Origin of the sequence: Lacticaseibacillus sp. 53-4 (assembly GCF_016861805.1) — a bacterium.
Lineage (GTDB): Bacteria > Bacillota > Bacilli > Lactobacillales > Lactobacillaceae > Lacticaseibacillus.
This window is the reverse complement of sequence record NZ_BOLT01000001.1, coordinates 40,528-58,688: the sequence shown is the minus strand read 5'-3', so window position 1 is coordinate 58,688 and position 18,161 is coordinate 40,528. Positions and strand designations below refer to the sequence as shown.

Genomic DNA, 18,161 nt, shown 5'->3' with positions numbered 1-18,161 from the left:
CGGCCGCCAGTGAGGGAGGACATAATGGAAACCATTCAGGATCAATTCTTTGATGGCGAGCGGCCGTTGTTTGGCAAGCACGACGCGCGCATCATCCGCACGACCTTTGGCGAAGGCGAGTCACCGCTGAAGGAAAGCCGCGACATCACGCTGCGGGATAGCACCTTCACGTGGAAGTATCCGCTTTGGTACAGCAAGCACGTCGATGTGATCAATACCATTTTTGAGACGATGAGTCGCAGCGGCATCTGGTACACTGACGATATTTCGCTGCGCAATTGCAGTTTTCAGGCGCCGAAGCTGTTTCGGCGCGCGCATCACATTACCCTGCAAAACGATTTCTTCGCTGATGCCCAGGAGACGCTTTGGTCCTGCTCGGACATCGCAATCGAAAATGTGAACGTGACCGGCGATTATTTTGCCAAAGACAGTGAGAACATCTACGTTGATCACCTGAACTTGGTGGGTAATTACGCCTTCGACGGCTGCAAGTACGTCGAGGTGCACAACTCCACTTTTGTCACTAAGGATGCGTTCTGGAACTGCGATCATGTGGTGATTTTTGATTCCGTGATTTCCGGCGAGTACCTGGCCTGGAACACGAAGCACCTGACCCTGATCAATTGCACGATCGCCAGCGACCAGGGCCTCTGCTACAGCGATGACCTGACGCTCAAAAACTGTCGGATGATGGAAACCGACCTGGCCTTTGAGTACTGCACCAACATCGATGCCGAGGTGACGACGCCGATTCGCAGCGTGAAGAATCCAATCTCCGGCAAGATCCGGGCCAAGGCAATTGGTACCCTGATTTTGGATCCGACCAAGATCGACCCGGCCAAAACCGAGATCAGCACTGACAATCAGCCAAAGGTGGTGCAAGCATGAGCGAGTTTGACCAGCTGATCGATCGCACTGGGACCGACTCGATCAAGTGGGCGGTAAAACCCGGTGAGCTGCCGATGTGGATCGCTGACATGGACTTCAAGACCGCACCGGCCATTATTGCCGCAATGCAGCAGAAAGTGCAGTTTGGCGTGTTCGGGTACGAGGAGCCGCCCGCGGCGTATTTCACCGCCGTGGCCGACTGGTATGAAAGTCAGCACGGCGCGCGGCCTGACCCGGCTTGGATGCTGTATTGCACCGGCGTGATCCCAGCGGTGTCCTCAGTGGTGCGGCGAGTTTCGCATCCCGGGGACAACGTGGTGGTCCAGGCGCCGGTGTACAACATGTTCTACCACTCGATTGAAAACAATGGGCGCCACACGCTGTCGTCGGATCTGGTGTACGACCAGGCCGCCGGCACCTACCACATCGATTTTGAAGACTTAGAGCAAAAGCTCGCCGATCCGCTCAGTACCCTGATGATTCTGTGCAACCCGCACAACCCGGTCGGCAAAGCCTGGTCAAAGGCGACGTTGACGCGGATCGCGGAGCTTTGCTTGAAGCACCACGTGGTCTTGCTTTCAGACGAGATCCACGGGGACCTCGTCTTCGGCGCCCCCGCTTACACGCCGGTGTTTGCCCTGCCAGAGCGGCTGCGCAACAACGCGGTGATTTGTGTGTCACCGTCTAAGACGTTTAATGTGGCGGCACTGCATGCGGCGACCGTGATCGTGCCGGGAAAGGCGCTGCGCGAGTCGGTCACTCGGGCCCTCAATAACGATGAGCTGGCCGAGCCTAACCTACTGTCGCTGCCGGCCAGCATCGCGGCCTACACCCAAGGCGCGGCTTGGCTGGCGGATTTGAAGGCGACACTGCTGGCCAACCGGCGGCAGGTCCAAGACGTTCTGCAGTCGTCGCTGCCTGCCGTGAAACCGGCGTTTGAGAATGCGACGTATCTGCTGTGGCTCGACATCTCGGCGCTGCACGCGGACAGTGAGACCTTCTGCCAATTCCTGCGTGAGCAAACCGGGTTGATTCTCTCGGCCGGCAGCGAGTACCGCGTCAATGGCGCGCAGTTCATTCGCATGAACATCGCCTGTCCCAAGGCGCAGCTCACCGATGGACTGCAACGCCTGGCCAAGGGTGTGCATTTATTTGAGGAACAAAATCTATAGGAGGCATTACAATGGCATCTTCGATTTTGACAGAAACCTATGAGTTGGCAAATGGCGTTAAGATTCCCAAAGTTGGCTTTGGCACGTGGCAGATTCCCCAGGCCGAGGCCCAAGAGGCAGTCTATAACGCATTGTCGCTTGGCTATCGCCACATCGACACGGCGCTGGCCTATCACAACGAGGAAGGCGTTGGGGCGGCCATCAGCTACTCCGGCATTCCCCGCGATCAGATCTTTGTGACCACCAAGCTGCCGGCTGAGACCAAGACTTACGAGGGCGCCAAGCAGGATTTTGAGACTTCACTCAAGAACCTGGGCCTTGATTACGTTGACTTGTACCTGATCCACGCACCGTGGCCATGGGCCAAGCGTGGGAACTACGACAAGGAAAACAAGGACGTCTGGAAGGCCATGGAAGAGATTTATCAAAGCGGCCAAGCCAAGGCTATTGGGATCTCAAACTTCGGCGTCCCAGAGATGAAAAATATCTTTGACGGGGCCACCGTCAAGCCGATGGTCAACCAGATTCAGTACCATGTTGGCTACACTGAAAACCCCATCACCAAGTTTGCCAAAGACAACGGTTTGCTGGTCGAGGCCTACTCGCCACTTGCCACCGGCCGCCTGCTGCAAGACCCTGATCTGACGGCCATTGCTGAGCAGTACAACGTCTCGATTGCGCAGCTGGCCGTTAAGTTCTGCCTGCAAAATGGGGTTTTGCCGCTGCCTAAGGCGACACACCGGTTCCACGCTGAAAGCAACGCCCAGTTGGACTTCACCATTAGCGATAAGGATATGGACAAGCTCAACCGGCTGGAAGAAGAATAATAAAGGGTTGATCTGTTTTACGCCGTTGCCTTTGGGTGACGGCTTTTTTTGGCGCGAACGAAAATGCGTACCACTCATCTGCTTGTTAACGAACTGTAATGAAAACGTGGGGCTTTTTTCTTGAATTCGGCTCCTGACCCGGTATAATAGGCAAAGCGTACTAAACTTATGGTTTAGTTGGACAAAACCGACGCTGGGGGTGGCCGAATGGACATAGGACAGAAAATCCGTGATTTGAGGATCCAGAAAAACCTGACTCAAGAGGAGTTGGGGGAACGCACCGATTTGACGAAGGGCTACATCTCACAGCTGGAACACGACCAGTCCTCACCGTCGATGGAGACGTTCTTTGATATTTTGAATGTGCTGGGCCAGACGCCGGCGCAGTTTTTCACCGAGGATCAAAACCAGCAGCTAGTTTACGCCGTGGCGGATCAAACCGAATACGTGGATGAAGAACGCGGCTATCAGCTGCGCTGGCTGGTGCCGGAATCCAACGAGAATGAAATGGAGCCGGTTCACATCACCTTCGAGGCTGGCGGTGAATTTAAGACTTTCGAACCGTCACCGGCGGAGACCTTCATCTATGTCGTGTCAGGGCGCGTGAAGCTGGAGCTCGGCAGTGCCACCTACCTGGCCAAGCGTGGGGAGACGATTTATTTTCACGCGACGCAGCAGCATCGCATTGTGAATGCCGCCCGCGGTAAAAGTGTGATTTTGCTGGTGGCAACGGCGTCTTACTTATAGGGGGAGTGAAAATTGAGCAAAACGATCATCGAATTGAAGCATGTCAGCAAGGTTTATGGGGACACGACCGTACTAAAGGACATCAACATTGAAATCGAGCAGGGCAAGTTTTACACGCTGCTTGGCCCCAGCGGCTCTGGCAAGACGACAATTTTGCGCGCCATTGCGGGCTTTCTTGACCCGACCTCTGGCGACGTGCTCTTTGACGGCAAGCGCATCAACGACATTCCCGCCAATGAGCGCAAGGTCAACACTGTCTTCCAGGACTACGCGTTGTTTCCGCACCTGAACGTTTTTGAAAATGTTGCGTTCGGGCTGCGCATTCAAAAGCACACGAAGGGTGAAATCAAAACCCGAGTGGAGGATGCGCTGAAGATGGTGCGCCTGGAGGGCCTGGCCGACCGTGAAATCGCTGAGCTTTCAGGCGGGCAGCAGCAGCGCGTTGCCATCGCGCGGGCAATTGTGCTGGAGCCTGAGGTGCTGCTCTTGGACGAGCCGCTGTCGGCCCTTGACGCTAAGCTGCGCAAGGACATGCAGTACGAACTGCGCGAACTGCAGCAGCGCCTCGGCATTACCTTCCTGTTTGTCACCCATGATCAGGAAGAGGCGCTGGCCCTGTCCGACGAGATTTTTGTGATGAACGATGGTGAGGTCCAGCAATCCGGTACGCCGGTCGATATCTATGATGAGCCGGTCAACCATTTCGTCGCGGATTTCATCGGCGAATCAAACATTGTGTCGGGCCACATGGTCCAGGATTACCTGGTCGAGTTTAACGGCAAGCAGTTCGAGTGTGCCGATGCGGGGATGCGGGCGAATGAATCGGTTGAGGTCGTGCTGCGGCCTGAGGATCTGGACATCACTGCGGTTGGCGCTGGCAAGGTGACCGTTGACGTCGACACCCAGCTGTTCCGCGGCGACTATTACGAAATTGTGGCTTACGACGACGCGAAGAACGAATGGCTGATTCACTCGACGAACCCGGCCAAGGATGGCGATCGTGTCGATTTGACTTTTGATCCGGAAGACATCCATGTCATGCGGCTGAACGAATCCGAAGAGGACTTTGACGCGCGGCTGGAAAGCTACGAAGGCGAATAGGAGGCCGGCGATGAAAAAATCAACGCAAAACCTGGCCTTTTACGTGCCGTACATCCTCTGGATCGTCCTGTTCGTGATTGCGCCGATGGTGCTGATCGTCTACCAATCCTTCTTCAACATTGAAGGTCAGTTCACCCTGAGCAATTACGCCACCTATTTTCAGTCCGGGACATACATCATGATGACCATCAACTCGGTCTGGTACGCTTTTTTGATCACGGCCGTGACGCTTTTGATCTCGTACCCGGCGGCGTACCTGTTGCATTACGCCAAGCACAAGGAACTGTGGCTGCTGCTGATCATCTTGCCGACCTGGATCAATCTGCTGCTGAAGGCCTACGCCTTTATCGGCATCTTCAGTCAGGACGGCGGGATCAACACGTTCCTGCGGATGATGGGGCTGGGGCCGCACCAGTTCCTGTTCACCGACTTTTCGTTCATTTTCGTGGCCAGCTACATCGAGATTCCGTTTATGATCCTGCCGATTTTCAACGGCATTGAGGAGCTCAACGAGGGGCTGGTCAATGCCAGCCGCGACCTTGGTGCCAAGTGGTGGCAGTCGTTTACCCGCGTGATTTTGCCTTTGACCATGAGCGGGGTCAAGGCTGGTGTGCAGGCGGTGTTCATTCCCAGCTTGAGCCTCTTCATGCTGACACGTCTGATTGGCGGCAACCGGGTCATCACCTTGGGGACGGCAATCGAGGAGCACTTCCTGACGACGATGAATTGGGGGATGGGCTCAACCATCGGCGTTGTGCTCATTGTCGCCATGGTCATCATCATGTTCCTGACCGGTGAGCGGAAGAAGAAGGGAGGACGGCAAGCATGAAAAAGTGGAAATGGTCGAATCTCTACCTGATTTTTGTGTTTATCATGTTGTACGTGCCCATCGCTTACCTGATCATCTACAGCTTCTCCAAAGGGGACACCATGAGCAACTTCCGCGGTTTCACTTGGGCGCATTACAGCGAGCTGTTCGCGGATACCCGCATGATTCAGATCGTGGTCGATACCCTGATGCTGGCGCTGCTGTCCAGCTTGATCGCGACCATCGTGGGAACGCTGGGGGCGCTGGCCATTAGCCGCACCACCAAGCCTGTGTTGAAAAATTCAATCCTGTCTTTGAACAACATCCTGATGGTGTCTCCTGATGTCATTATCGGTGCCAGTTTTCTGATTTTCTTCACGGCGCTTCACGTGCCGCTCGGGTTCTTGTCCGTGCTGCTGAGTCACATCGCGTTTTCAATTCCGATCGTGGTGCTGATGGTGCTGCCGCGGCTGTCTGAAATGAGCCCCTCACTGCTGGACGCGGCGCGGGATCTGGGCTCGACAAACACGCAGACGCTGACGCGGGTCATCATGCCGTTCATCACGCCGGGGATCCTGTCTGGGTTCTTCATGGCCTTCACCTACTCCCTGGACGATTTTGCCGTGACCTTCTTTGTCACCGGCAACGGGTTTGAGACCCTGTCTGTCGAGATATACGCCCGCGCGCGGCAGGGGATCAGCCTGGAGATCAACGCACTGTCCGGCGTGATGTTTATTTTCTCGCTGGTGCTGGTGGTCGGGTACTACTTCATCCAGCGCGGCAGTGCGTCCCACAAGGCCAAGTTGAAAGCAAAGGGGGCGGCGCTCAATGAAACGACTCATTAGTATGGCCGCGGTCATTTTGGCCGCCGTCATCGGGCTTGCCGTCTGGAGCAACTCCCTGCAAAAAGCGCAGGGGGCGACCGGCGACAACACGCTGAATCTGGCCAACTGGGGGGATTACATCGACCCTGCGCTGGTCAAAAAGTTTGAAAAAGAGTCCGGTTACCATGTCAACCTGGAGACTTTTGATTCCAACGAAGCCATGTACACCAAAATTCAGCAGGGCGGGACGTCCTATGATCTGACCGTCCCTTCTGAATACATGGTCGAAAAAATGGCCCGGGCGAAGATGCTGGTGCCGCTGGATAAAAGCAAGCTACACGGGCTGAACAATTACGGCTCGCTGTACATGAATCGCTCGTTTGATCCCGGCAACAAGTACTCACTGCCCTATTTCTGGGGCACGCTGGGGATCATCTACAATGACAAATACGTTTCTGCCGATGAGGTCCAGCATTGGAATGACCTGTGGTCCCCGAAATTTAAGGACAACATCATGCTGATCGATTCAGCGCGTGACATTATGGGCTTTTCGCTGCGGTCGATGGGCAAGTCGATGAACACTACCGACCCCAACACGCTGGCTTTGGCCAAGGCCAAGCTGGATCAAATGTCACCGAATGTGAAGGCCGTGGTCGCCGATGAAATTAAGATGTACATGGCGGCCGATGAATCCGAGCTGGCGGTCGACTGGTCCGGTGAGGCGGCGGATATGATGGCCAACAACTCGCACCTTCACTACATCGTGCCGAGTGAAGGGTCTAACCTCTGGTTTGATAACTTGGTGATTCCTAAGACGGCCAAGCATTACAAGGCAATTTACGCCTTCCTCAACTTCATCACCGACCCGAAGAACGCGGCCCAAAATGCCGAGTACGTCGGTTATTCGACCCCGAATACCGCGGCCTTGAGGCTGCTGCCAAAGTCAGTGCGCAACGACAAGCAGTTCTACCCGGACCCGACCGTGATCAAACGGTCTGAAGTATACAAGGACCTGGATCCTAAGACGGTTGGTCTCTACAACGATTTGTACTTGGAATTTAAGATGTACCGAAAATAGGCGAACAGACTAACAAAACACGAGCAGGAAATCGCATCAAAGCGAACTTCCGGCTCGTGTTTTGTTGTTGTTGGCGGTTGAGAAGTAGCTTACGATTTGCTCACTTAGCGACCTCAAACTGCTTATAATCCGCTGTCTGAGAGTGGGCCACGATGGTTTTATCCCCGTACAGTGCCACGTAAATGCCGCGGTCGCGAATGTGATTGGTGAGGCGCTTTTGCTTAGCCAGTGCGGCCAAGGCCATTTCTTGCGCGTGACCAGCGAGTTCTTTGCGCGATTCTGCGACGAGGGCGGAAACTTTGAAGTTATCCGCCTGGGCAACGATCTCTTGCTCACGGGTCAGAGTCACGCTTTTCAGATACAAGGACCAGTCGTACGAGTGGTCCGGTGTGCCGGTTTGAACCGCGTGACCGCTGGCGTCGAGCGTGCCTCGTGATTGACCCTGGAACAACTTCAACTGTTCGGCGAGGGTCATGTTCACCGCAGCCAGAGTCTTCGCATCCGTGGGTAGGCCGGCTGTGCGGTGGCGCGCCGGATGAGTGCTGGTTGTTTGCTCAGTGTTCTTTGAGGAAGAGGCGCTTTGCTTGGGGTCAGCTCGGCGGTTTGCAAATTGACCCGGCAAGTTGGGCATAATGAGGCCAATCGCGACTAGAAACAACCCAGCCGCTACAGTGAATCGAGAGAGCCACCGGCCCCGGCGCGCAAGAAAAAAGCCAATCGAGACCAAAATGATGATCAAGCCGCTCACGATAAGCGGCAGTCTAATGGCTGACATGGTTTTTCCCCCTTTTCCAGCGCTCAAACGGCACTGGTATCAGTGGTTAATGGCATGCCTTATATTAGCACGTGCTCAATTGATCTGGAAGCTTTTACTCATTCGTCGTTGAAAATTCGGGCAGGCGGTCGTTTTTTGCGGAATGTATGCACAGACCAACGAAAGCGGGTTGGCCATTAACAGAACGGAGGAATGAATCATGCTTAATCACGTGTCTTTGACCGGTCACTTGGTGCGAGAAGTTGAGCTGAAGAAAACTTCCAGTGGCCTGACTTTTGGCTTGTTTACGCTGGCAGTCGCCCGCGGCACAAGAGATGAACAAGGCAATCGGGCCGCCGATTTTATTCGCGCCATCGCCTGGGACAAACGGGCGGAACTCATGGCCAACTATCTGCATAAGGGTGCCTTGCTGGGCATTGAGGGCCGACTGCAGTCCTTCTCGCACGAAAGCGGGGAGGGGCAGCGCCGAACGGAATTGGAAGTGGTCGTCCAAAACCTGATTTTTCTTGAATCTCGCAAGGTCTACGAATTTAGGCAGAGTCAAAAGGCCCAGGCGTCCGGTGCAAGCACCGGGGCCGTGAGCTTCACGCAAGCCGATCCGTTTGATCCAGCCAAACCCGACGTCACAGTTCCGCAGGAGGATCTGCCTTTTTAAAGTGGGACAAGAAAAGCGCCTTTAACAGGCGCTTTTCTGGCGAAAATTACTTCTGATTGTGCAGTGCGGCGTTTTTTCGTTGAACGCCTTTGAGCGCGGTATCGTACAGTAAGGCGACGTCCTCCGGCGATTTATCGCGCAGGTCTTGCTGGCGGAGCCACTCCAATGCAATTGCCTCATCGCGGCAGGTGGGGAAAAACTGGGTCGGGTGTTCTAATGGCATACTCTCATCTCCTGAGGACATTATGCCACAAGCGTCGGTAAAGCGCCCAGGATTAATCGTCTTGCGGGTGTCAGCTGGCTTGTGCAATCCTGGTTTCTCCCTTATACTGAACGCCAAACCGAGTTTAGTGGAGGACGGCGCCGCATCATTAGGTAGGGCGCAGTAAAGGAGACGGTCGCATGTACAAAGCAGCATTGGTTCTTGAAGGCGGGGCGCTGCGGGGGCAGTATACAGCCGGGGTGCTTGACACCTTTTTGACGCATGAGATTCGTTTTGAGCTGGTGGTCGGGGTCTCGGCCGGCGCACTGTGTGGGACGAACTACCTGTCCGAGCAGATTGGCCGGACCAACGCGATCAACACCAAGTATCGCACCGACAAAAACTACATCTCGGTCAGCCGAGCCTTGCACCGCCAGGACATCATCAATCTGGATTACCTTTTTGCTGAGCACGGTGGGGAGTGGGAGGACTTCGACGACCGGACTTACCGCACTTCCCCCAGCGAGTTTGTCGTGGTGGCGACGTCGATCGAGCAGGGCCACGCCGTGTACTTCCGTCATCCGCAAGGGCGAGACATGGTGGCGGATCTCAAAGCCAGCGCCGCAATGCCGTTCATTTCGGCCGCGGCCTTTACCAGCGCTGGTCCGTGTCTAGACGGCGGCATTGCGGATTCGATCCCGTTTGAGTACGCGCAGCAGCGCGGCTACGACAAGGTCGTGGTGATTCGGACCCGGGAGCGTGCCTATCGCAAGTCGCCAACCAGTGCGGTCCTGCGGCGGGCGTATCACCGCAGCTTTGCGGCGCACCCAACGTTTGTGCAAACCGCGATCGGCCGCCCGGAGATGTACAATCGGCAAGCTGAGGCCTTGGAAGCTCAGGAGAAAACCGGGCAAGTATTTGTGATTGCCCCCAAGCAGCCGGTGACAGTGGGTCGGTTGGAGCACGATGTCAACAAGCTGGCCGCGCTTTATCAAACTGGTGTGAGTGAGGCGGCTGCCGCCTTGCCAGCCATGCGGGACTACTTAGAGCTTGCCTGATGGGCGGTTTGAGATGACCGCTTGTGCTAGTCGCACCGCTTTTATATACTGAAGAAAAGCCAAGGAGGGGTGCGCATGCTGGAATACGATGAGATCACCAGCCAGTTTGAGAAAGACCAGAAAATCAACTTTGACAAAATTCTTCAGCAAGTGATTGCAGGCTGGCAGCAGCATAATCGCCGGCCGCGGCTGTTGATGCATTCGTGCTGCGCCCCTTGCTCGACATACACGTTGGAATACTTGACCCAGTATGCAGACGTCACCATCTACTATTACAATCCCAACATTCATCCACGGATGGAGTACGAACGCCGCAAACTGGTGCAGGAGCAGTTTATCGCGGACTTTAACCAGCGGACGGGCAACGCCGTGAATTTCATCAGCGCAGATTATCGGCCCAGCGACTGGCTGGCCCACACCAAAGCACTGAAGGATGAACCGGAAGGCGGCGCCCGCTGCAAAGTTTGCTACAATTTCCGGCTTAATGCCGTGGCGCAAAAGGCCCAGGAGCTTGATTTCGACTATTTTGGCAGTACCTTAACCATCAGTCCAAGCAAGAACGCGCAGTGGATCAATGAGGGCGGCCTTGAGATCCAGCACATTTACAATGTGGCTTATCTGCCCAGTGATTTTAAAAAGCGCGGTGGGTATGCTCGGTCGGTTCAGATGTGTCGAGAGTACAACGTCTATCGTCAGTGCTACTGTGGCTGCTTGTTCGCCGCAAAAGCGCAGGGCGTTGACCTCAAGGCGGTCAACCGCGACGCTACCGCCTACGTGGCTCAGCATGAGAATGATGATTTTGCGCAAATTCAATTTCGGCTTCACCGCCAAGCTGAGTAGCTCGCACTTGTTGCGGGCTTTTTGATTGCGGTCAGTTGTTTTTGACGAGGCACCGGCTTAAACTGAAGCCAGATGGATTCGATTCAGTCTGGAGGAGGCGAGTACCATGGCAAAAGAAGTGACACCGGTAGCAGCCGGCATTGGGGTTGACTACCTGCTGAGCTTTGATCAGCCGCAGCCTGATCGTGAGGTGCGACTGGCGTTGAACCCAGTTGTTGCGTACTTACGCCCTTATCAAGGGGGTTATCGCTTCAGCTCAAATATGGGCCCGACTAGCCTCCGAGTGCGCTTGAAGCATGCGCTAGGCCTCGATCCTAAGGCATTTACGCTTCAATCAACCAGCGCGGCTTTTGACCAGCTGCTGTGATGGGTTCCTGGTCTTCTCATGGGGTACGAAAAAATCAGCCACTTTCTCGAATAGAGAAGGTGGCTTTTTGATGATCGCACAAAAAATCCGCCCAGTTTGATGACTCAAACTGAGCGGATTCATTAGTTAAGCGACTGCTTGGGCGGCTTTCCCGAGCCGGCGCCGGTCGATCCATTTGCGTAGCTGTTCGATCAAGAAGATTGGAATTGGAATGGCGAAGAGGAAGAGCCAGTCGGCACCTTGAAGTACGGTGGTGTTGAAGAGTTCTTGAACCCCTGGCGTCATGGTCAGGAAAGCGAACAGGATGACTTCAAACACGATCCCATACCAGACCCGGCGGTTGGAGAACAGGCCCACTTGCATGACCGAAGCGGTCTTAGTCCGGCAGTTAAGCGCGTTGGCAATCTGGGAGAAGACAATCGCGCCGAGCACCATGGTGGTTGCCCGTGAGTAAACCTGACCGGAGGCTGCTAAGGCAATGCTTGGCCAGCCGTTTTGGACGTTGACGAAGAAGTAAGCAAACGTCGAAACGACTGAACTGATCAGACCATACCAGAGGAACGCTTTCCAGACGACGGATTTGTTCATCAGGTGCGCATTCTTAGCGCGCGGCGGCTGCTGCATGATCCCAGGTTCAGCGCGTTCAGAACCCAGACCCAACGCAGGCAGCATGTCGGTCCCAAGGTCAACGGTCAGAATCTGCATGACGGTCATTGGCAGTGGAATCAAGCCGCCAGAGAACAGGAACAAGGCTGATGGCACCGCTTCTGGCACGTTCGAGGTGAGAATGTAGGTCAGGAACTTTTGCAGGTTGGAGTAAACGGTCCGACCTTCTTCAATCGCCGCAACGATTGAAGCAAAGTTATCATCGGTGAGGATCATGTCTGCGGCATCCTTAGCAACATCCGTGCCAGTGACCCCCATGGCGACGCCGATATCGGCCTTCTTCAGCGCCGGGGCATCGTTGACCCCGTCACCGGTGGAAGCGACGATTTCGCCGTTCTTCTGCAGCGTGGATACAATCTTGTACTTCTGTTCAGGGGCGACCCGGGCGAAGATGATTTCACCCTTCAGGGCATCCTGCAGGTCGGCTTCACTCATGGCTTCAAGCTCGGTACCAGTAACGACCCGGGCCTTGTCTGAGGTCAACCCGATTTTAACCGCGATCGACTTGGCGGTCAGGGAAGAGTCCCCGGTGACCATGATGATCTTGATGTTGGCTTCGTGGCACTTCTTGACCGCGTCGTAAATTTCTGGACGCGGCGGGTCAGCCATCACAGTTAACCCGACGAAGGTCAAGTGGTTTTCAGCTTCTTCAATCGTCATCGCGTCCAGCTGCTTTTCTTGGTCTGCTTCAGCCGGTATTTCCCGGTAGGCAGCCGCCAGGGAGCGCAGGCCCAACTTTGCGTACTTAGTGTTGGCAACGTCGATGGCGCGACGGTCGTCTTCGGTGATTGGCCGGACTTTGCCGTCGACTTGAATCGTGTCGCACTGGTGAACAATGTCAGACAGGGAGCCCTTGACGCAAATGGCCAAGGTCGAGTCATTGATCTGATGCACCGTGCTCATCCGCTTGCGGTCGGAATCAAATGGAAATTCTTTGAGCCGCGGTGTTTCTTTGGTGGCAGCCGCCAGGTCGAAGCCAGCTTTTTGAGCCAAGATGACCAAAGCAGCTTCGGTTGGGGTACCCAAAATTTTGGGCTTCCCGTTTTCCTTGTCCTGCTGGACTTGGGTGTCGTTGTTCAAGGAAGAAACGCGCACCAGCAGGCCAAGCTCTGGTTCCTTCATCGGGTCGACTTTTTGTCCGTCTAATTCGATGTGACCATTGTTCACATAGCCCTGACCCGTAACTTTGTATTCCTTGCTGCGAGTCCAGACGTGATTGACAGTCATTTGGTTTTGCGTCAGCGTCCCGGTCTTATCCGAGCAGATGACGGTGGTCTCGCCAAGGGTCTCAACGGAGTTCAAATCCTTGACCAGCGCGTGTTTCTTGGCCATGCGCGTGACGCCTTGGGCCAGACTCAAGGAGACGGTCGGAAGCAAACCTTCAGGAATGAAGGCGACGATCATGCCCAGCGCAAAGATGAAGGCCTTGGCGACGGGGTAGTGGACGAAGAAAATTGAGGCAACGAAAAATGCGACGCCGATCCCGATGGCAATGATAGAAATCTGTCGGGTCAGGTGATCCAGCTCAATGGCCAACGGGCTCTTGGCCTTTTCCTGCTGCTGGGTCAGTGCCGCGATTTTACCAAATTCGGTGTGCATCCCAGTGGCGATTGCGACCGCTTTACCAGTACCGGCACCAATGGTGGTCCCAGCATAAATCAGGTTACTTTCGGCAAACTGACCTTCGCCTGGGTCGTACTTCACAAACTTGGATTCTGGCACAGATTCGCCAGTCAGGGCGCTTTGGTCGACTTGCATAGAAGTTGCTTCGATCAACCGGGCATCAACTGGAATCGCGTTACCGGCTTGAAGCATAAAGACGTCACCTGGCACCAGCTCGGTCGCGTTTTTCTGCTCCAACTTACCATCGCGGTAAACCTGGGTGAATGTTGGCAGCATGGCCATCAACGAATCAGTGGCCTTTTTCGCCTGAAATTGTTGCCAGTAGCTGAACAGGCCGTTGATGATGTCAACCAACCAGATCGCGATCCCCAGTTCAAGTGTCCCGGAAAAGATCGCCACAAACCCCGAGACCCACAGAAGAATCGCCATCAAACTGGTGAAGTTCTTGATGAATGCTTTGAAGCGTGATTCTCCCTGAGCTTTGGTGATCGTATTATCCCCGTACTGGGTGAGCCGCTTTTTTGCTTCGGCCTCACTAAGCCCAGTGGCGGTGGTGTTGAGGTCCTTCAAGACCTCATCGGGTGAATCAGTCGCGTACTGCGCTTTTTTTTCTGTTGCAGACATAATCTATCTAACCTCCACGTTTCGGCAAGCGCCGAAAAAATGGCCCGGCTGGGCCGGGCACCCCAAACTTTACGGACCATAAAGCCGCATGGTTCATAGGGACATTCTAACGCTTTGCGCGAAATTGAACACCCATTTTTGCGCTTTGTTCAAGCGGGTTAAACGCATGCACGCAAAACGCCAGCCGACTCGCGCTGGCGGGCCAAACTGGCGTACTGACAAAATGAGAAAACGATTAATTTGCATGGATCAAATCGCGGAGTTCACCGATCAGCTCGTTGGGATGGCGAGTAGCGCGCGCCACGGTTTTGATATTCAGCAGGTCCATGGCGGTCAGGTTATGAGAGATAGAATTCTTGCCGTAGGAGCCCGTCCCTAGCGTCAGCGACGGGGTCAAGTGGTTGAACAAACCGCCAATTCCGCCCAAGGACGCAGGCGAGTTGACCAGAATCCGGCACGCTGGCATGCGTTCACCAAACGCGGCGATCACTTTTTCGTCGGTGGTGTGAAGCGCCGCGGTGTGGCCGAGGCCGCCATAGTTAAGCAGGCCTTGGCACAGGTTGAAGGCGCTGGCCTGGTCATTGGCGATGTACAGGCCGAGCACCGGGCACAGCTTCTCCCCAGACAGCGGGAAGTTCTGGCCAATCCCATCAAGTTTGGCAATCAGCAATTTGGTGCCTTTCGGGACTGTAATGCCGGCCAGCCGCGCGATTTTCTCAGCACTTTGACCGGCAATCGGGCCGCGTACAGTGTGTCTTTGCGGATCGATGACGGTCCGGCTGAGCTGCGCGATTTCACTTTCCGGCACAAAGTAGGCACCGCGCTGGCTGAACGCCTTGCGAACAGCCGGGTAAATGGCCCGATCGACAACGATGCTGTTTTCTGAGGCGCAGACCATCGAGTTGTCAAAAGACTTACTTAATAGGATATCGTTGACCGCTGAAGCGATGTCCGCGGTCTTTTCTATATAGGCAGGGGCGTTGCCCGGGCCGACGCCCAGGGCGGGCTTACCAGTCGAATAGGCGGCCTTGACGAGGCTCGGCCCGCCGGTCGCCAGCACCAGCGCGACGCCTTGATGATTCATGAGGGCACTAGACGCCTCGATGCTGGGGTGGTGAGTGCATTGAATGAGGCCGGCTGGGGCCCCGGCCTTGACCGCGGCGGCTTCGAGGATTTTGACCGTGGCAGCGCCGCACTGCTGGGCCTGTGGGTGCAGGCCGAAGATGATGGCATTGCGAGTTTTAAGTGCGAGAATTGCTTTAAAAATAACCGTGGATGTCGGGTTGGTCACAGGGGTGACGCCGGCCAAAATGCCGAGTGGTTCTGCGTATTTAGTCAGTCCGTTGACGCGGTCTTCCTCAATCATGCCGACGGTTTTCACATCTTTGATCGAATTCCAGATGTATTGGCTCGCGTAGATGTTTTTGATGGCCTTGTCTTCGGCATTGCCGCGGCCAGTTTCCTTCCAAGCGAGAAATGCCAAGTCCTTGGCGTGCGCACGGGCGGCGGCTGTCACCGCCTGGGTGATGTTGTCGACTTGTTCCTGGGTGAATCGAGAGTAGGTGTTGAACGCGAGCTGAGCCGTGCTGACCAAGGTGTTGACTTCGGTGCTTGGGTCCGCCTGACGTTCAGCGTGTTTCATTGCAGCAACTTTTGCCATGATGATCGACCTTTCCGTGTCTGATTACCTTCATCCTAACGTCTTGAAAACAAATGTAAACACGCTGAAAACATGGTATAACAGGTGATGAGCGACGTTTCAAACGAGCCTTGGCCAGTGCGCTGATGACGCTCAGGGCACACTGTCTGTTCATGATTTCACTAGAGGTTCCCATTTTTTGCAACCGAATACATATTTTCTGAACTGGTACAGAAAAATATTTTGCCGAAACAGGCGCGCAAAAGGTCTGAAAGAACGATGGGGCCGCCGTGGTATAATAAGTCGATAATAAAGATGGAGGACAGGCTATGCAGGATTTTCTCAGTAATATACTGCGCTGGTCGACGGTGACCAATCTGATCGACATTCTTGTCGTTTGGTATGTGGTCTATCGCCTGATCATGCTGGTTCGTGGGACCAAGGCCGTCCAGCTGCTCAAGGGCGTGTTCGTGATCGTGGCAATCAAGGTCGTGTCCCTGATCCTGCAGCTGCACACCGTCGGCTACATGGTCGACATGATCATCACCTGGTCGGTACCCGCAATGGTCATCATTTTTCAACCAGAAATTCGGCGCGGGCTGGAGCACTTGGGCCGCGGCTCGGTTCTGCCATGGACGCGCACTGACGAGCATCAGCAGGAAGAGCGACTGGTCAAGGAGCTGGACAAGGCCATTCAATACATGAGCAAGCGGCGGATTGGCGCGTTGATCACGATTCAGCAAAACACTGGCCTCGAGGATTACATTGAAACGGGGATTCCCATTGATGCGGATGTATCGGGGGAACTGCTGATCAATATTTTCATTCCCAACACGCCGCTACACGACGGGGCGGTGATCATTCGCGATAACCGCATCGCCGTCGCCGCCGCCTACCTGCCGCTTTCGGAAAGCAGCCTAATCCCCAAGGAATTAGGGACTCGGCACCGGGCCGCAGTCGGGATCAGCGAAGTGACCGACGCGCTGACGGTTGTCATCTCCGAGGAAACAGGCGGGGTGACCGTCACGACCAACAACCATTTGATCCGCGATTTGACGCGGACGGATTACCTGAAGCTGTTCAAGGCTCAGCTGATTCCACAAGACACCGAGAAGCAGAATCGGTTCCAGACGTTCTTCTCTGATTTGAAACGCAAGGGAGGGACCAAGCGATGAAATTTGACTTTAGCAAACTCTGGGACAGCAAGTGGTTCTACCGGGTCCTCGCCTTAGTGCTCGCCATCGCGCTTTTCGGTTACGTCAATGCGGAGCAAATCAATCGGGCGCAGAATAATGGCAACAATGGCGCCGCAGTCACGGCGACGACCAAACGCACGCTGCGAGTGCCCTTGGAGTTGAAGGCGGACACCGACAAGTATTTCATCACCGGTTATCCGCAGCGGGTGACGGTGGATCTGGAAGGCAGCACCAGTTTGGTTACCATGACTGCCAACACGTTGAATTTCCGCGTTGTCGCGGATCTGACCGGCCTTGGCGTGGGCACCCACACCGTCCGGCTCAAGGAGCAGGGGTTAAACAAAGACCTCACTTATGCCATCAAACCGCAGACCATTAAAGTGACGATTCAGGATCGGCGCACGCGCAAGATGCCGATTCAAGTCAAGTACAATGCAGATAGTCTGGCGCCTGGCTACAGTGCGGATACGGCCCAGTTGAGTTCGGAAACGGCTGAGGTCACTGGCGGTAAAGGCGAAATCAACCGGGTATACCAAGTGGTCGCGAACCTTGTGATGACGCGCAACACCAAAGCTGACGTCGATCAAGAAGTCCTGCTTCAGGCGCTGGATGAGGACGGCAACACATTGAACGTGGTCCTTTCTCCAGCGACAGTTCACGTTCACCTGCCAGTCAGTCTGCCGAGCAAGAAGGTCGCGGTGGTCTTGAAGCAAACCGGGACGGTGCCCCATGGCACCAGCTTCACGTTGAATACTGACACCACGACTGCCACGATTTATGGCACACGCGCGGCACTGAAAAAAATTGACACGCTGACCGTGCCGATCGACATCTCAAAAATTAACAAGAGCACCTCACTGACGGTTCGCCTGAGCACGGCGGCCACTGGTATTGTTTCCAGCGCTCCGCGGACCATCAAGGTTCAGGTGACCCTGATGACGGATCCCACTGCCGGCGGTACCGGCGCAAGCGAGTCGAGCAGCAGTAGTGACTCGTCCAGCGTCTCGAGCGCATCGAGCAGTTCTGTGGAAAAATAAATCAACCATAAAAAATTCAGAAATGAGGCATTTG

18 protein-coding genes are annotated in these 18,161 nt (G+C 54.9%); 14 read left to right on the top strand and 4 right to left on the bottom strand.

Annotated elements, in window-relative coordinates; genetic code table 11:
• Positions 1-24: 24 nt before the first annotated feature.
• The 8 genes from JUF21_RS00320 to JUF21_RS00285 all read left to right on the top strand — a co-directional run bounded on the left by JUF21_RS00320 (position 25) and on the right by JUF21_RS00285 (position 7,445).
• A complete protein-coding gene (locus tag JUF21_RS00320; protein ID WP_203623200.1) occupies positions 25-888 on the top strand; it encodes a DUF3737 family protein in 864 nt (287 codons plus the stop codon).
• Positions 885-2,060, top strand: coding sequence for a MalY/PatB family protein (locus tag JUF21_RS00315; protein WP_203662467.1), 1,176 nt, complete (start codon positions 885-887; stop codon positions 2,058-2,060). The genes JUF21_RS00320 and JUF21_RS00315 overlap by 4 nt, the downstream gene beginning before the upstream one ends.
• An 11-nt stretch (positions 2,061-2,071) precedes the next feature.
• On the top strand, positions 2,072-2,887 hold the full coding sequence (locus JUF21_RS00310) for an aldo/keto reductase (RefSeq protein ID WP_203662465.1): 816 nt from the start codon (positions 2,072-2,074) through the stop codon (positions 2,885-2,887).
• 207 nt (positions 2,888-3,094) lie between these two features.
• Positions 3,095-3,634, top strand: coding sequence for a helix-turn-helix domain-containing protein (locus tag JUF21_RS00305; RefSeq protein WP_203662463.1), 540 nt, complete (start codon positions 3,095-3,097; stop codon positions 3,632-3,634).
• Positions 3,635-3,646: 12 nt separating this feature from the next.
• Positions 3,647-4,735 (top strand): ABC transporter ATP-binding protein, encoded by a 1,089-nt coding sequence (locus JUF21_RS00300; RefSeq protein WP_125756491.1) that lies wholly within the window; start codon positions 3,647-3,649, stop codon positions 4,733-4,735.
• A 10-nt stretch (positions 4,736-4,745) separates the two neighbouring features.
• Complete coding sequence (locus JUF21_RS00295) at positions 4,746-5,564, top strand: ABC transporter permease (protein ID WP_203623196.1); 819 nt, start codon at positions 4,746-4,748, stop codon at positions 5,562-5,564.
• On the top strand, positions 5,561-6,388 hold the full coding sequence (locus JUF21_RS00290) for an ABC transporter permease (RefSeq protein ID WP_125756495.1): 828 nt from the start codon (positions 5,561-5,563) through the stop codon (positions 6,386-6,388). Before JUF21_RS00295 ends, JUF21_RS00290 begins: the two co-directional genes overlap by 4 nt.
• On the top strand, positions 6,372-7,445 hold the full coding sequence (locus JUF21_RS00285; protein WP_203662459.1) for a PotD/PotF family extracellular solute-binding protein: 1,074 nt from the start codon (positions 6,372-6,374) through the stop codon (positions 7,443-7,445). The genes JUF21_RS00290 and JUF21_RS00285 overlap by 17 nt, the downstream gene beginning before the upstream one ends.
• 100 nt (positions 7,446-7,545) lie before the next feature.
• On the opposite strand, the gene JUF21_RS00280 is transcribed toward JUF21_RS00285, so the two are convergent.
• The gene (locus JUF21_RS00280; protein ID WP_203623194.1) at positions 7,546-8,220 is read right to left on the bottom strand and encodes a hypothetical protein; all 675 of its coding nucleotides are present in this window, start codon (positions 8,218-8,220) and stop codon (positions 7,546-7,548) included.
• 199 nt (positions 8,221-8,419) lie between these two features.
• On the opposite strand from JUF21_RS00280, the gene JUF21_RS00275 reads away from it, so the two are divergent.
• Positions 8,420-8,875 (top strand): single-stranded DNA-binding protein, encoded by a 456-nt coding sequence (locus JUF21_RS00275; RefSeq protein WP_203662458.1) that lies wholly within the window; start codon positions 8,420-8,422, stop codon positions 8,873-8,875.
• A 46-nt stretch (positions 8,876-8,921) separates the two neighbouring features.
• Here JUF21_RS00275 and JUF21_RS00270 read toward each other — a convergent pair whose 3' ends face one another.
• Positions 8,922-9,098: a hypothetical protein gene (locus tag JUF21_RS00270; protein WP_203623192.1), complete on the bottom strand. Its 177-nt coding sequence runs from the start codon at positions 9,096-9,098 to the stop codon at positions 8,922-8,924.
• Between the two features lie 179 nt (positions 9,099-9,277).
• Here JUF21_RS00270 and JUF21_RS00265 point away from each other — a divergent pair, with 179 nt between their 5' ends.
• The 3 genes from JUF21_RS00265 (at position 9,278) to JUF21_RS00255 (ending at position 11,342) form a co-directional block, all read left to right on the top strand.
• Positions 9,278-10,135: a patatin family protein gene (locus JUF21_RS00265; protein ID WP_203623191.1), complete on the top strand. Its 858-nt coding sequence runs from the start codon at positions 9,278-9,280 to the stop codon at positions 10,133-10,135.
• A 75-nt stretch (positions 10,136-10,210) separates the two neighbouring features.
• Positions 10,211-10,975, top strand: a complete 765-nt coding sequence (locus tag JUF21_RS00260; RefSeq protein WP_203662457.1) for an epoxyqueuosine reductase QueH — start codon at positions 10,211-10,213, stop codon at positions 10,973-10,975.
• Positions 10,976-11,081: 106 nt separating this feature from the next.
• Positions 11,082-11,342: a hypothetical protein gene (locus tag JUF21_RS00255; protein WP_203623189.1), complete on the top strand. Its 261-nt coding sequence runs from the start codon at positions 11,082-11,084 to the stop codon at positions 11,340-11,342.
• Between the two features lie 126 nt (positions 11,343-11,468).
• Here JUF21_RS00255 and JUF21_RS00250 read toward each other — a convergent pair whose 3' ends face one another.
• Together JUF21_RS00250 and JUF21_RS00245 are read right to left on the bottom strand one after the other, a co-directional pair.
• The gene (locus JUF21_RS00250) at positions 11,469-14,258 is read right to left on the bottom strand and encodes a cation-transporting P-type ATPase (RefSeq protein ID WP_203623263.1); all 2,790 of its coding nucleotides are present in this window, start codon (positions 14,256-14,258) and stop codon (positions 11,469-11,471) included.
• Positions 14,259-14,490: 232 nt separating this feature from the next.
• Positions 14,491-15,915, bottom strand: a complete 1,425-nt coding sequence (locus tag JUF21_RS00245) for an aldehyde dehydrogenase family protein (protein ID WP_203662451.1) — start codon at positions 15,913-15,915, stop codon at positions 14,491-14,493.
• Between the two features lie 308 nt (positions 15,916-16,223).
• On the opposite strand from JUF21_RS00245, the gene cdaA reads away from it, so the two are divergent.
• Both cdaA and JUF21_RS00235 read left to right on the top strand, forming a co-directional pair.
• Entirely contained in the window at positions 16,224-17,069 is an 846-nt protein-coding gene (cdaA, locus tag JUF21_RS00240) for a diadenylate cyclase CdaA (protein ID WP_125756518.1), read from the top strand.
• Complete coding sequence (locus JUF21_RS00235; protein WP_203623186.1) at positions 17,066-18,127, top strand: YbbR-like domain-containing protein; 1,062 nt, start codon at positions 17,066-17,068, stop codon at positions 18,125-18,127. Before cdaA ends, JUF21_RS00235 begins: the two co-directional genes overlap by 4 nt.
• Positions 18,128-18,161: the final 34 nt, after the last annotated feature.